Here is a 14,423-nt window from a genome sequence, read left to right as displayed (position 1 = left end):
CGGGGCCAGTAATGCAGGCCAAAGGGGCTTTGGACAAGGGGGCGACGGAGATTTGTCGTGCCGCCTGCGGAAATGCCGTGCGGCCGAGCGCTACTTCGCCGCGGACGCCTTCACCCCGGACGCGACCCGCGCCGCCCTCGCCGCGCTGACGGCCCCGGTCCTCGTTGATAGGCTCTGGACATGATCGACTCCTCCGACGGCCAGAACCCGGTCCCCGGGTTGCCGCTGCACGACCTGGCGGGCTTCACCCACCGTTGGGTCGAGGGGGAAGGTGTCCGGCTGCACGTCGTGGAGGGCGACCGGTCGGCGGGTCCCACCGTCGTCCTGCTCGCCGGGTTCCCGCAGACCTGGTGGGCCTGGCGAGAGGTGATGCCGGCGCTCGCCGGGCGCTTCCATGTGATCGCGGTCGACCTTCCAGGACAGGGCCACTCCGAGCGCCCGCACGGCAGTTACGACACGCACACCGTCGCCGCGCACGTCCAGGCGGCGCTGAGCGCGCTCGACGTGCCGAAGTACTGGCTCGTCGCCCACGACGTCGGGGCCTGGGTCGCCTTCTCGCTGGCCCTGAAGTTCGAGGAGCGCCTGCACGGCGTCGCCCTGCTCGACGCCGGCATTCCCGGCATCACCCTCCCGGAATCCGTCCCGCTCGATCCCGAACGAGCCTGGAAGACCTGGCACTTCGCGTTCCACCTGGTACCCGAACTGCCCGAGACGCTCCTCACCGGTCGCGAGCGTGACTACGTGGACTGGTTCCTGAGGGCCAAGACGCTGTCCCCGGACACCTTCGACGGCGCCGAGGTCGACCAGTACGCCGCCGCCATCGCGGCCGAGGGCGGGCTGCGCGCCTCTCTCGCCTACTACCGTGACGCCCCGAGATCAGCGCGTGCGAACCGAGACGCTCTCGGGCGCGGGCCCCTGACCGTCCCGGTCCTCGGAATCTCCAGCTCCCACGGCTCGATCCCGGACATGGCCGCCTCCCTCGGCCCCTGGGCGAAGAACACGACCGGTGTCGTCATCCCCGGGGCCGGCCACTTCATTCCCGACGAGCAGCCCGGCGCGGTCGTGGAGGCGCTGACCGCCTTCCTCGATCACGAGCCCGCCGGGTAGTCCGCCACCGCCACCTCCCGCGCCCACCGGTAGTCCGCCTTGCCGCTCGGCGAGCGATGGATCGCGTCGGTGAGGACGAGCTGGCGGGGGATCTTGTACCCGGCCAGCCGGGTACGGCAGTGGGTCCGCAGCGCGGACAGGGAGAGGCGGGGCGCGCCCGCGCGGAGCTGCACCACGGCCGCCACATGGTTGCCCCAGACGGCGTCCGGCACCCCGGCGACCAGCGCGTCGTACACGTCCGGATGCGCCTTGAGGGCCTGTTCGACCTCCTCCGGGTACACCTTCTCACCGCCGGTGTTGATGCACTGGGAGCCCCGGCCGAGCACGGTGAGGACGCCGTCCGCGTCGACGGTGGCCATGTCGCCGAGCAGCACCCACCGCACCCCGTCCCGCTCGAAGAAGGTCTCGGCGGTCTTCACGGGGTCGTTGTAGTAGCCGAGCGGTACATGCCCGCACTGCGCGACCCGGCCGGTCTCACCCGGGGCGACCTGCTCATGGGTCACCGGATCGACCACCCGGGTACGGGAGTTGACCCGCAGCCGGAAGCCGCGCTCAGGCCCGGAGTCCTCCGTCGCCGTGCCGTTGAAACCCGACTCGGAGGAGCCGAAGTTGTTCAGCAGCATGGCGTTCGGGACGAGTCCGGCGAACTGCCGGCGCACCGTCTCCGACATGATCGCGCCGGACGAGGAGACGCTGAACAGCGCCGAGCAGTCGGTGCCCTTCATGGGCCCGTTCAGCGCGTCGATCAGCGGGCGCAGCATCGCGTCGCCGACCAGGGACATGCTGGTGACCTTCTCCCGCTCGACCGTGCGCAGCACCTCCTCGGGCACGAACCTGCGGTGCAGCACGACGCGTTGGCCGAAGTTGAAGCCGATGAAGGCGGTGAGCGTCGAGGTGCCGTGCATCAGCGGGGGAGTGGGGAAGAAGGTGATGCCCGAGCCGGCACCGGCGACCCGCTCGGCCAGCTCCTCGGGCGTCTTCACCGGCTCACCCGTCGGCGCGCCCCCGCCGAGCCCGGCGAAGAACAGATCCTCCTGACGCCACATCACCCCCTTGGGCATGCCGGTCGTGCCACCGGTGTAGATGATGAACTGGTCGTCCCCGGAGCGGGCCTGGAAGCCGCGCTCCGGCGAACCCGACGCCTCGGCGCGCGCGAAGTCCGCCGCCGCGGCGATCCCCGCCGGGCCCGGCCCGACCCGCAGCAGCCGCCGCAGCCCCGCGACCCGCAGCAGCCGCCGCAGCCCAGGCGCGAGCGGGGAAGCCGAAAAAAAAAAAGGCAGGGAAGGAGAGTGGGAATAAAAAGACAACAGGACCGTGTCCCAAGAGAGGTACACCAACTCCTCTTCGACGTAGCGGTAGTTGACGTTCACCGGGACGATCCGCGCCTTCAGGCAGGCCAGCACCGTCTGCACGTACTCGACGCCGTTGTACAGATGCAGGCCCAGATGCTCCCCGGGGCGGATCCCGCTGTCGGCGAGGTGATGGGCGAGGCGGTTGGCCGCCGCGTCCAGCTCGGCGTACGTCAGCCGGCGTTCCGCGCCGGTGCCGGGATGGTCGAGATACACGAGCGCCTCGCGGTCCGGCACCGCGTCGACCACCGACTCGAACAGGTCGGCAAGGTTGTACTCCACCGCTCCTCCTGACCCCGTCGGTCCGTCCGGACATCAGCAGAGCAAAGCCCGCCGCAACTGGGAAGGCCCCGGAACAAAAGAAACTGACTGAGCGTCAGAAAACTCTTGAAGTGCCCGGCCGTCTCCTGCAACCTGTTCTCGTTCTCACCGAACCGAGGGGAGAGGCCCATGGGCGGGACGGAACACCTCACCGTGCGACGCGAGGGCGCCACCCTGGTGCTCACGCTCGACCGGCCCGAAGCCAGGAACGCGCTGTCGCTGCCGATGCTCGTCGGCCTCTACGACGGCTGGCTGGAAGCCGACGCGGACGACACGGTCCGCTCGATCGTGCTCACCGGCTCCGGCGGCTCCTTCTGCTCCGGCATGGACCTGAAGGCGCTGGCCGGCGACGGCATGCGGGGCCAGGCGCACCGCGACCGGCTGACGGACGACCCCGACCTGCACTGGAAGGCGATGCTGCGCCACCACCGCCCCCGCAAACCGGTGATCGCCGCCGTCGAGGGATATTGCGTCGCGGGCGGCACCGAGATCCTCCAGGGCACCGACATCCGGGTCGCGGGCGAGTCCGCCACCTTCGGCCTGTTCGAGGTCCGGCGCGGACTCTTCCCGATCGGCGGCTCCACCGTGCGCCTGCCACGCCAGATCCCGCGCACCCACGCCCTGGAGATGCTGCTCACCGGCCGCCCCTACAGCGCCCGGGAGGCCGCGGACATCGGCCTGATCGGTCATGTCGTGCCCGACGGCACCGCCCTCGGCGCGGCCCTGGAGATCGCCGAGCGGATCAACGCGTGCGGCCCGCTCGCCGTCGAGGCCGTGAAGGCCTCCGTGTACGAGAGTGCCGAGATGACCGAGGCCGAGGGCCTTGCCGCCGAACTGGCCCGCGGCTGGCCGATCTTCGCCACCGCCGACGCCAAGGAAGGCGCCCGCGCCTTCGCGGAGAAACGGCCCCCCGACTTCCAGCGCGCCTGATCCGAGGAGCCCCCGATGCCCGACGTCCGCAAAGCGCCCCTCGTCCTCGAATTCCCCTTCACCCGCTCCCTCGGCCCCGTCCAGCGCGCCTTCCTCACCGGCCTGCGCAAACGCGTCGTCCTCGGCGTGCGCACCACCGCCGGACGCGTCCTCGTGCCGCCCGCCGAGTACGACCCCGACACCGCCGAGGAACTCCACGACCTGGTGCCCGTCGCCGCCACCGGCACGGTCACCACCTGGGCCTGGAACCACGCCCCCCGCCCCGGCCAGCCCCTCCCCGGCCCCTTCGCCTGGGCCCTGGTCCGCCTCGACGGCGCCGACACCGCCCTGCTGGGCGCCCTCGACGCCCCCGGCCCCGACGCCGTCCGCACCGGCATGCGGGTCCGCGTCCGCTGGTCCGCCGAACGCACCGGCGCCATCACCGACATCGCCTGCTTCGAGCCGTACGAGGGCCCCCCGGAGCAACCCGCCCCGTACACCGGCGAGTTCGAGAAGCCGGTCACCGGCATCGTCGCCCCCGCCCGGCTCGACTACACCTACACACCCGGCCGCGCCCAGTCCGACCACCTCGACTCACTGGCCGAGCGGAGAATCGTCGGCGAACGCTGCCCCGGCTGCCGCAAGGTCTACGTCCCGCCCCGCGGCGCCTGCCCCACCTGCGGCATCGCCACCACCGAACAGGTCGAGGTGGGCCCGCGCGGCACCGTCACCACCTACTGCGTCGTCAACATCAAGGCGCGCAACCTCGACATCGACGTGCCCTACGTCTACGCGCACATCGCCCTCGACGGCGCCGACCTCGCCCTGCACGCCCGGATCGGCGGCATCCCCTACGACCGGGTGCGCATGGGCCTGCGGGTGGAACCGGTGTGGGCCGAGGGCGCCTTGCACCCCGACCACTACCGCCCCACCGGCGAACCCGACGCCGACTACGACACCTACAAGGAGCTGCTGTGACCCGGCGGATCGCGGTCGTCGCCTTCGCGCAGAGCGACCACCGGCGCACCACGGACGAACTGTCCGAGGTCGAGATGCTGATGCCGGTCCTGCACGAGGTCCTCGCGCGCACCGGCCTGAAGACCGCCGACATCGGCTTCACCTGCTCCGGCTCCAGCGACTACCTCGCCGGGCGCGCCTTCTCCTTCACCATGACCCTCGACGGCGTGGGCGCCTGGCCCCCGATCTCCGAGTCCCATGTGGAGATGGACGGCGCCTTCGCCCTGTACGAGGCATGGTCCAAGCTGCTCACCGGGGACGCCGACACCGCCCTCGTCTACGCCTACGGCAAGTCCTCGCCCGGCTCGCTGCGCGATGTGCTCACCCGGCAGCTCGACCCCTACTACCTGGCCCCGCTGTGGCCCGACTCGGTCGCCCTCGCCGCGCTCCAGGCGCAGGCCCTGATCGACGCCGGGGCCACCGACGAGGATGCCCTCGCCGCCATCGGCGCCCGCAGCCGCGCCGCCGCCACCACCAACCCGCACGCCCAGCTCAACGGCCCCGTCCCACAAGGCGATTACGTCGTACGGCCGCTGCGCACCGGCGACTGCCCGCCGATCGGCGACGGCGCCGCCGCGGTGATCCTCGCCGCGGACGACCGGGCCCGTGAACTGTGCGAGCGGCCCGCCTGGATCCGGGGCCTGGACCATCGCGTCGAGCCCCACGCCCTCGGCGTACGGGACTTGACCGACTCCCCGTCCACCCGGCTCGCCGCCGAGCGGGCCGGCGCCTTCGAACAGCCGCTGGACACCGCCGAGTTGCACGCGCCCTTCAGCTCCCAGGAAGTCGTCCTGCGCACCGCGCTGCGCCTCGGCGACGACGTGTGCGTCAACCCCTCCGGCGGGGCCCTCGCCGCCAACCCCGTCATGGCCGCCGGACTCATCCGCATCGGCGAGGCCGCCGCCCGCATCCACCGGGGCGCCTCCGATCGTGCCCTCGCGCACGCCACCTCCGGCCCCTGCCTCCAGCAGAACCTGGTCGCCGTACTCGAAGGGGATCCGCGATGAGCAAGGAGCCCGTGGCCGTCGTCGGCATCGGTCAGAGCAAGCACGCGGCCGCCCGGCGCGACGTCTCGCTCGCCGGGCTCGTCCGTGAGGCGGCCCAACGCGCTCTGGACGACGCCGAGTTGGACTGGTCCGACATCGACGCCGTGGTCATCGGCAAGGCGCCCGACTTCTTCGAGGGCGTGATGATGCCCGAGCTGTACCTCGCCGACGCCCTCGGCGCCGTCGGCAGACCGGTGCTGCGCGTGCACACCGCGGGCTCCGTCGGCGGCTCCACCGCGCTGGTCGCCGCGAACCTCGTCGCCGCCCGGCTGCACGGCACCGTCCTCACCGTCGCCTTCGAGAAGCAGTCCGAGTCCAACGCCATGTGGGGGCTGTCCCTGCCGATCCCCTTCCAGCAGCCCCTGCTCGCCGGGGCGGGCGGCTTCTTCGCCCCGCATGTGCGCGCCTACATGCGGCGCAGCGGCGCCCCCGACACCGTCGGCGCGCTGGTCGCCCACAAGGACCGGCGCAACGCCCTCAAGAACCCGTACGCCCACCTGCACGAACACGACATCACCCTGGAGAAGGTGATGGCGGCGCCGATGCTCTGGGACCCCGTCCGCTACTCCGAGACCTGTCCCTCCTCCGACGGCGCCTGCGCCATGGTGCTCACCGACCGCGCCGGAGCCGCCCGCGCGCCCCGCCCGCCCGCCTGGCTGCTCGGCGGCGCCATGCGCAGCGAACCCACCCTGTTCGCGGGCAAGGACTTCGTCTCCCCGCGGGCCGGCCGGGACTGCGCCGCCGACGTCTACCGGCAGGCCGGGATCACCGACCCGCGCCGGGACATCGACGCCGTCGAGATGTACGTACCGTTCTCCTGGTACGAGCCCATGTGGCTGGAGAACCTGGGCTTCGCCGAGGAGGGCGAGGGCTGGAAGCTCACCGAGGCCGGGGTGACCGCGCTCGACGGCGACCTCCCCGTCAACATGTCGGGCGGGGTGCTCTCCACCAACCCCATCGGCGCCTCCGGCATGCTCCGCTTCGCCGAGGCCGCCCTCCAGGTACGCGGCCAGGCCGGGGAGCACCAGGTGCCGGGGGCCAGGAAGGCGCTCGGGCACGCGTACGGCGGCGGATCGCAGTTCTTCGCCATGTGGCTGGTCGGCGCCGAACCGCCGGAGCGCTGAACGTCCTCCCCACGTGGGCTGTTGGGCACCGGGAGCGGTCGCTAGGCTGACCCGCGGACGACGACACCGGGAGGAGCACGGACGTGGCCGAGAGCACCACCCAGCACATGCCGCTCAAGGGATGGGACAAGCCGGACCTGGACCTCAGCGAGGCCGAGTGGCAGTCCAGCAGCCGAGGCAAGGGCGATGTCCAGATCGCCTTCGTCGAGGGCTTCATCGCGATGCGCAACAGCGAGCGGCCGGAGAGCCCCTCCCTGATCTTCACCCCCGCGGAGTGGGGCGCCTTCGTCTCCGGCGCGCGGGAAGGGGAGTTCGACCTCACCTGAGGCAGGCCCGGACCGCGGGCCTGATCTGAACCGGGGGTGTTGCGCGCCGATTTCCGGACACGCGACCTACAGCGCCCTGCCGGGGCCGATGCCTGATGGAGGCTGGCCCCAGCAAGGGAGAAGGTCGTGTTCCGGAGGTGAGGAAGCATGAGCGCTGCGCCGGTGATCGCCGCGGTGGACGGTTCCGAGGACAGTCTGCGCGCGATGGAGTGGGCGGCGGACGCCGCCCGTCGCCGTGCGGCACCGCTGCGGGTGGTCCATGTCCGCCAGTACGCCGCCTGGGGGCAGACCGACGTCCTGGTGGCCGGGCCGCCCGAGGAGGAGGGCGACCCCGTGCTCGACGAGGTGCGTGCCCGGCTCGCGGGCCACGCGCCCGAGACCGTGGAGTACATCGCGCTGGAGGGCGCGCCCGGCGCGGTGCTGCCCGAACTGGGCGTCGACGCCCAGCTGATGGTGCTCGGCTCCCGGGGGCGCGGCGGCTTCGCCAGCCTGCTGCTCGGCTCCAACAGCCTGGCCGCCGCGCGGGACGCCGAGTGCCCGGTGGTCGTCGTACCCCCGCCCGACCGTGAGGTGCACGGCGAGGGCCCGGCCGAGCCCGGACCCCGGGTGGTGGTGGGCGTGAACGTCGACAGCCCCGACGAGGCCACCCTCTCCTTCGCCTTCACCGAGGCGGCCCTGCGCGGCGCCCGGGTGCAGGCGATCGCCGCCTACCCATGGCCCCTGCAGACCTGGTCGGCGCCGGGCCAGTTGGTGCCGCCCATGCCCGACGAGGAGGCCATCGCGCACGAGACCCGGGCGCTCGCCGAGGGCTTCCTCGCCCCGCACCGCGAACGCCACCCGAGCGTCCGCGCCGACTCGGAGGCCCTGCCGGGCGACGCCGCGGGCAATCTCGTGGCCGCCTCCCGCGACGCCGAACTGGTCGTCGTCGGCCGCCATCGCCGCCGCCTGCTGGCCCCGGCCCGCATGATGGGCTCCGTGACCCAGGCCGTCCTGCTGCACGCGGCCGCCCCGATCGCGGTGCTTCCGCCGACGCCGGGGGAGGAGTGAGCGGATGAGGTGAGGGGGGTGCGGCGAGCACCGGTCCGCTGGGGTGGAGCGGGTGCCCGTGCGGTGCCGGTGCGGGTCAGCGGCAGGCGCGCGTTCGGTTCGTCGTCAGGGCCCGCGTCACCGTTCGGGTACGTGTGTTCGTGTGCGCGGACGGTGGGTTACGGGGGCCCACCCCAGCACCGCAGGCCCGGGCACGCCCGCCCCGTCCGGCCCTCTCCACCGCCCGCCCCGTACCCCGCCTCTCCGCCCTCCCGGCACGGCTGGGCCCGCTCCACCACCGGGTGCCCGCAGGTCACTCAGGGCTGCCGGGGCACGTACCATGGCGGCATGTCGTTCCTCCGCCGCCGCAGCGCCACTCCCGCCGGGCCCGACTTCGACGTGCTGGCCATGGACCCGGGCGACTGGCCGGGCAATCTCGGCGCGGGTCTGCTGCCCGCGCCCGACGGCACCTGCCAGGGTGTCTTCCTGCGCTACGACCTCTTCGGCGGCCGCGGCCCCGCGATGATCATCGGCAATCTGCCGCAGGGCTCCCCGGCCCGCGAGGTGGCCGAGGAGGAGATTCCCTTCGAGGTGGGCCAGCTGCTGCTGGCGCTGGAGAACGACGAGGAGGTCACCGTCGTCGGCACCGAGGACACCCCGGTGCTCCAGGGCGACAACCTCCTCATCGTGCGCCGGCTGAAGCTCTCCGAGGGCCGGATCTCCTGTGTGCAGTTCGACCGCAGCGACGGCGTCCTCGTGACCATCGCCGCCTGGGACCGCCCCATCACCGACGACCTGTACGCCCTGCTGAAGCCGCTCCCGGCGGAGCTTTTCCAGCAGGGCTGAGGCCCGGGAGCGGTCAGCTCGCCGAGTTCTCCACGGTCACGTCCGCCGCGCGGACGAACTCGACCCGGTGGCCGTACTGGATCTCGTAGTACAGATCATCGCCCCGCACCACCTGGTGCGAGTCCGGGGTGAAGGTGACCGAGTAGTAGTACTCACCCGGCATCTCGTCACCGACCACGTACTTCTGCCCGGCCGGGACGGTGTACGGCAGCGGCACCACCGACTGGACGGGCACCCCCGCCGGATAGGCGGACTTCTCCGGGTAGGCGCGGCCGTACACCGGGATGCTGGTCAGACCCTCCTTCGGGGTGATCACCAGCCCCTTGGCGGAGACCGCCGTCGGGTGCTTCGCCGGGTTCTCGAACCATGCCTTCTGGCCGAGGTACCAGATGGCCGTCCAGTCACCCCAGTGATCGGCGACCGCGTACTGCTGGCCGGTGGCGGCCCGCGAGGACACGTCGTTGACGTCGATCGTCGGCGTCGTACCGAGCCCGATGTCCTTGATCAGCGGCGCGTTCACATCGTGGTCCGAGTACAGCCGCACCTCGCTGGAGGCGTGCGCCGCGCAGGGCTCGCCCGCCGCGGCGCAGCCCGTGTAGGCCGGCTGGTTGGTGGCGTAGTCCGGCCTGATGGTCACCAGCCCGCCCCGCTTGCCCGCGGTCTTCTTGAACGGGTGGCCGAGCAGCTGGAAGTAGTGCGCCCAGTCCCAGTACGGCCCCGGGTCGGTGTGCATGCCCGCGATGGTGGACGCGGTCGGTCCGGGCACATTGTCATGGCCCAGGATGTGCTGCCGGTCCAGCGGAATGCCGTACTGCTTGGACAGGTACTTCACCAGCCGCGCCGAGGACCGGTACATCGCCTCGGTGAACCAGGCGTCCGGATCGGTCAGGAAGCCCTCGTGCTCGATGCCGATCGAGCGCGCGTTGACGTCCCAGTTACCCGCGTGCCAGGCCACGTCCTTCGCCTTGACGTGCTGGGCGATCAGTCCGTCGGTGGAGCGGACGGTGTAGTTCCAGGACACATAGGTCGGGTCCTGGATCAGGTTCAGGACCCCGTCCCAGGCGCCCTCGGTGTCATGGATGACGATGTACTTGATCGCCTGCGACGCCGGACGGTCGCCGAGGTCGTGGTTGCCGTAGTCGTCGTCGCCGAACTGCGCGTACGCCGCGGGCAGCCACTCGCAGGACACCGACTTCGGGCACTCCGCGCCGTCGTCCTTCACGGTGCGCAGACCGGTCCGGGACAGCTGCGCGGTGTCCGGGGCGAGACCCGGCTCGGCGGCCAGGGCGACCCGCTGCCCGGCGTCCGTGGTCCGCCGCTCACCCGTGTGCAGCACGTCGTACACATCGTTGGCGTACGACGCCGCGGTCGCCGTGTCGTCGGCCCCGGAGAAGCGGGCCACCGCGCCGTACCAGTCGGCCGGGTCGGCACTCAGCGGCTCGCCCAGCCGCTGCTGCGCGGCGGCCAGCAGGGCGGCGCCGCCGGAGATGTTCGCCGCCGGGTCGGTGCGCAGCTTCGCGGCCGGGATGCCGGTCAGCTTCGCCGCCTGGGGCAGGGTCTTCAGCCGGGCCGGGATCGCGGAGTCGGCCGGCACCTTCGCCCCGGGGTGCAGGGCGGGGCGGGAGCTGTCGCCGCGCGCGTCCTCGGTGCCGTCGGCGAAGTGCTCCGTGGCGGCGATCGCGGTACGGGCGTCGGTGAGGTGCATCGGGCCGTAGCCGCCGGAGACGCTGGGCGCGCCGCCGTGGTAGTCCCAGCGGGACTGGAGATAGGAGACGGCCAGCAGCACGCTCTCCGGCACGTGGTACTCGGCGGACGCGGAGGCGAACGCCGACTGCAGCCGGTCGGGGGAGGAGTCCGGGGCGCTCTGGGCGGGGGCCGCGCCGAACAGCGGCAGCAGCAGGGCCGCCGCGGCGAGCGGTACGGCGGCCCGCCTCAGATGTCTGTGGCCGGGCGTGGACGGGGAATCAGGGGCGGAACCTCGCAATGCGGCCTCCTGTGCCGGGCGGGCGTGGCGGGGCGTGCGGCGCCGAACTGGGTCAGTGGTATCGGCTGGCCGACGATCCGTCAATGATGCAATCGCCGAGGAGATTTCCCACGTCACGACGGGTTTCGGCGAGTTTCGCGACGGCGGTGGGCGGGCCTGCGGGGCGTCAGTGGCGTAGACCAATGGGCCGCGTCGCTGGTCGCGGCCGTACGGACATCGCCCGGGCGTGGGCCGTACGGCGCCAGGTGCTCGCCGCCGCCCGGCCGAAACGATTCGCCCGCGCGATGGCGTCCGCACGCACGAGGGCCCGCGGTGCGCCGCCACTCCTGGCGCACCGCGGGACCCCCCCCCCCCCCCCCCCTCCCCCCCCCCGCGGTGCGCCGCCACTCCTGGCGCACCGCGGGCCCTCGCCCCGTCAGCGCGTGCCGACCGCCGCACGCACCGCCTTGCGGGCCATCTGGCAGTCGTCGTGCAGCCGCCGCAGCAGCAGCCGCTGCTCCTCGCCACAGGGCACGGCGCCCGGGTGGGGCATACCGGGGGCCGCCGGGGGCGGGTCCTGCATCGAGCGCTGGACGGCCGTCTCGTACCGCCGGATCTCGCGGGTCAGCAGCAGCATCAGGTTCACCAGGAAGGCGTCCCGGGAGGCCGGGCCCGCCGACTGGGCGATCTGGCTGATCTGCCGCCGCGCCGCCGGGGCCTGACCGAGCACCAGCCACAGCGTGGCCAGGTCATGGCCCGGCAGGTACCAGCCGGCGTGCTCCCAGTCCACCAGGACCGGGCCCGCCGGGGACACCAGGATGTTCGACAGCAGCGCGTCGCCGTGGCAGAACTGGAGCATGGCGCCCCGGCCCACCTCCTGCGCGATGCCGTGCAGCAGCTTCTGCAGGTCGCCGAGGTCCCGGTCGGTGAGCAGCCCCAACTCGTGGTAGCGGGACATCTGTTCGCCGTAGTCCAGGGGCATGTCGAACAGACCGGCGGGAGGCCGCCAGGCGTTCACCCGGCAGATCGCGCCCAGCGCCGCGCGGATGTCGGCGCGGGGCGGCGCCTCCATCGGATGCCGCTGAAGTGCCGCCACCCGGCCGGGCATCCGCTCGATGACCAGGGTGCAGTTGTCCGGATCCGCCGCGATCAGCCGGGGCGCCCGGACCGGGGGCCGGTGCCGGACGAACGAGCGGTATACGGCTATTTCGTGGCGGCTCCGCTCCGCCCATGCCGGCGCGTGGTCCAGCAGGCACTTGGCGACGGCCGTGCTGCGCCCGGTGGTGCCCACGAACAGCACGGAGCGCGCGCTGCGCCGCAGCACCTGCACCGGCGCGAACTCCGGGCAGATCCGCTGCACCGCGGCGATCGCGGTGCGCAGCGGGGCGCCCTGGGGGCCGGAGAGGTCCAGTCGCCCGCTGAGCGGCGGGACGGGCTGCCCCGGAACCCGCCGGGGGCGGGGCGCGCCCAGCACGGAGCCGCCCGGACGCACCGCCGGGTCGAGATACGGTCCGCCGCCCGCCGGGCGGGGGCGCAACGGCCGAAGCGGGGCGGACACGGAGGACGATGCCGCGTACATGGGAGATCCAGATCCCTTCGTTGCCTGCGGTGCCTGCCTGTGAGGTCCTCGCGTCAACCCGGCCCGGTCCCCGGGTACACCCTGGGGAATGTCCCCGGGGGGACCGGGTCGGGGTGGCGCTTTCCTACCTGACACCCGGTGGCCCCTGGCACACCATCTGGCGCACCCTGGCGAACCCTGGCGAATAGTCGCCCGGCAACTCTCACCGGGCTACTGTCAACTCAGCCGAGAACCTGGGGGCTTGACGTGAGCGGACGACCCAACACCCGCCTTTGCGATCTGTTCGGCCTGGCCGGCTGGTCGAAGGGCGAACTCGCGAGACTGGTCAACAGACAGGCGGCGGCCATGGGCCACCCCCAGCTGGCGACCGACACCTCCCGGGTCCGGCGCTGGATCGACATGGGAGAGATCCCGCGCGATCCGGTACCGCGGGTGCTGGCGGCTCTGTTCACCGAGCGTCTCGGCCGTGTCGTGACCATCGAGGACCTCGGTCTGGTGCGCCACGGGCGGGCAGGGAAACGGCAGGGCGACGGGATCGAGGAACATCCCGACGGTGTGCCGTGGGCGCCCGAGCGGACCGCCGCGGTCCTCACCGAATTCACGGGAATGGACCTCATGCTCAACCGACGCGGCTTGGTGGGCGCGGGTGCCGCGCTCGCCGCGGGATCCACACTCAGCAGCGCCATGCACGACTGGCTGCACACCGACCCGGTCCTCAAGGCGGACGGCCCCGCCCTGGACGACCCCCTGCACCCCGACCCCGCCGGTTTCGACCGCTACGAGGCCGCCCCCATCGGCTCGGAGGAGGTCGCGGAGCTGGAGCGCTCCGTCGAGGTGTTCCGGGCCTGGGACGCGGCCCGCGGCGGCGGCCTCCAGCGCAAGGCGGTGGTGGGCCAGCTCAACGAGGTGGGCGGCATGCTTGCCTACCGCCATCCACCCCACCTCCAGCGGCGCCTGTGGGGCGTCGCCGCCAATCTGGCCGTCCTCGCGGGCTGGATGTCCCATGACGTCGGCCTGGAGCCCACGGCACAGAAGTACTTCGTCATCGCGGCGCACGCCGCCCGGGAGGGCGGTGACCGGCCGCGCGCCGGGGAGGCGCTGTCCCGGGCGGCCCGCCAGATGGTCCACCTGGGCCGGCCAGGCGACGCGCTGGACCTGATGAAGCTCGCCCAGTCCGGCGCGGGCGAGCGCCTCCAGCCGCGTACGAAGGCGATGTTCCACACCATCGAGGCCTGGGCGCAGGCGGCGATGGGCAAGGGCCAGGCGATGCGCCGCACCCTTGGACAGGCGGAGGACCTGTTCGTGGCCGACCGGGGCGACGGCGAACCCCTCGACTGGATGCAGACCTTCAAGGCCGAGGACCTGTACGGCATGCAGGCCCTGGCCTACCGCACGCTGGCCGAGTTCGACCCGGACGCGGCCGTGCACGCCCAGCACTTCGCGGACCGGGCCCTGGCCCTGCGGATCGACGGCCGGGAGCGCTCGAAGATCTTCGACCATCTCTCCATGGCGTCGGCCTGCTTCATCGCCGACGACCCCGAACAGGCCGACCGCTACGCGCGGCTCGCGCTGATGTCGATGGGCGCGAACTCCTCGCGCCGCACCTGGGACCGGCTGCGCCAGATGTACCGGCTCACCGCGGAGTACGCCGGATACCCGAAGATCCATGAACTGCGGGAGGAGATCAGGCTCGCCCTGCCCAAGCCGAGGAGCAAGGGCGCGAGCAGCGCGCAGGCGTAGGGGTTCGCGCGCCGCGTTCTCTCACTTTCACACCGGTCGGCGTATCCGACGTCCGGTCATGTCCACGGGT

The 14,423-nt window shown here is 72.6% G+C and carries 12 protein-coding genes; 9 read left to right on the top strand and 3 right to left on the bottom strand.

What is annotated here, in order from left to right; all coding sequences use genetic code 11:
- The first annotated feature begins 180 nt into the window (after nt 1-180).
- Nucleotides 181-1,107: an alpha/beta fold hydrolase gene (locus ACLF5H_RS29125; RefSeq protein WP_421678967.1), complete on the top strand. Its 927-nt coding sequence runs from the start codon at nt 181-183 to the stop codon at nt 1,105-1,107.
- Here ACLF5H_RS29125 and ACLF5H_RS29120 read toward each other — a convergent pair.
- Nucleotides 1,089-2,738 carry an acyl-CoA synthetase gene (locus ACLF5H_RS29120; protein WP_421678966.1) on the bottom strand — a complete coding sequence of 550 codons (1,650 nt, stop codon included), beginning with the start codon at nt 2,736-2,738 and terminating at the stop codon, nt 1,089-1,091. The genes ACLF5H_RS29125 and ACLF5H_RS29120 overlap by 19 nt on opposite strands.
- A 168-nt stretch (nt 2,739-2,906) precedes the next feature.
- Between ACLF5H_RS29120 and ACLF5H_RS29115 the strand changes: the two genes are divergently transcribed.
- From ACLF5H_RS29115 to ACLF5H_RS29085, 7 genes are all read left to right on the top strand, one after another.
- On the top strand, nt 2,907-3,707 hold the full coding sequence (locus tag ACLF5H_RS29115; RefSeq protein WP_421678965.1) for a crotonase/enoyl-CoA hydratase family protein: 801 nt from the start codon (nt 2,907-2,909) through the stop codon (nt 3,705-3,707).
- Nucleotides 3,708-3,722: 15 nt separating this feature from the next.
- The gene (locus tag ACLF5H_RS29110) at nt 3,723-4,664 is read left to right on the top strand and encodes a Zn-ribbon domain-containing OB-fold protein (protein ID WP_421678964.1); all 942 of its coding nucleotides are present in this window, start codon (nt 3,723-3,725) and stop codon (nt 4,662-4,664) included.
- Entirely contained in the window at nt 4,661-5,710 is a 1,050-nt protein-coding gene (locus ACLF5H_RS29105) for a thiolase domain-containing protein (protein WP_421678963.1), read from the top strand. Before ACLF5H_RS29110 ends, ACLF5H_RS29105 begins: the two co-directional genes overlap by 4 nt.
- On the top strand, nt 5,707-6,873 hold the full coding sequence (locus ACLF5H_RS29100) for a thiolase domain-containing protein (RefSeq protein ID WP_421678962.1): 1,167 nt from the start codon (nt 5,707-5,709) through the stop codon (nt 6,871-6,873). Before ACLF5H_RS29105 ends, ACLF5H_RS29100 begins: the two co-directional genes overlap by 4 nt.
- Before the next feature lie 83 nt (nt 6,874-6,956).
- On the top strand, nt 6,957-7,199 hold the full coding sequence (locus ACLF5H_RS29095; RefSeq protein WP_085563191.1) for a DUF397 domain-containing protein: 243 nt from the start codon (nt 6,957-6,959) through the stop codon (nt 7,197-7,199).
- 147 nt (nt 7,200-7,346) lie between these two features.
- Nucleotides 7,347-8,246: a universal stress protein gene (locus tag ACLF5H_RS29090; protein ID WP_421678961.1), complete on the top strand. Its 900-nt coding sequence runs from the start codon at nt 7,347-7,349 to the stop codon at nt 8,244-8,246.
- Between the two features lie 327 nt (nt 8,247-8,573).
- Nucleotides 8,574-9,071, top strand: a complete 498-nt coding sequence (locus ACLF5H_RS29085) for a hypothetical protein (RefSeq protein WP_085563193.1) — start codon at nt 8,574-8,576, stop codon at nt 9,069-9,071.
- A gap of 13 nt (nt 9,072-9,084) precedes the next feature.
- Here ACLF5H_RS29085 and ACLF5H_RS29080 read toward each other — a convergent pair whose 3' ends face one another.
- A complete protein-coding gene (locus ACLF5H_RS29080) occupies nt 9,085-11,055 on the bottom strand; it encodes an N-acetylmuramoyl-L-alanine amidase (RefSeq protein ID WP_421678960.1) in 1,971 nt (656 codons plus the stop codon).
- Between the two features lie 415 nt (nt 11,056-11,470).
- The gene (locus ACLF5H_RS29075) at nt 11,471-12,613 is read right to left on the bottom strand and encodes an aminoglycoside phosphotransferase family protein (RefSeq protein ID WP_421678959.1); all 1,143 of its coding nucleotides are present in this window, start codon (nt 12,611-12,613) and stop codon (nt 11,471-11,473) included.
- A gap of 246 nt (nt 12,614-12,859) precedes the next feature.
- Between ACLF5H_RS29075 and ACLF5H_RS29070 the strand changes: the two genes are divergently transcribed.
- Nucleotides 12,860-14,353: a hypothetical protein gene (locus ACLF5H_RS29070; protein WP_421678958.1), complete on the top strand. Its 1,494-nt coding sequence runs from the start codon at nt 12,860-12,862 to the stop codon at nt 14,351-14,353.
- The last annotated feature ends 70 nt before the right edge of the window (nt 14,354-14,423 follow it).

The organism is Streptomyces sp. LaBMicrA B280 (assembly GCF_049222185.1).
GTDB lineage: Bacteria > Actinomycetota > Actinomycetes > Streptomycetales > Streptomycetaceae > Streptomyces > Streptomyces murinus.
The sequence above is the reverse complement of the archived record's forward strand: the minus strand, read 5'-3'. Positions and strand labels throughout refer to the sequence as shown.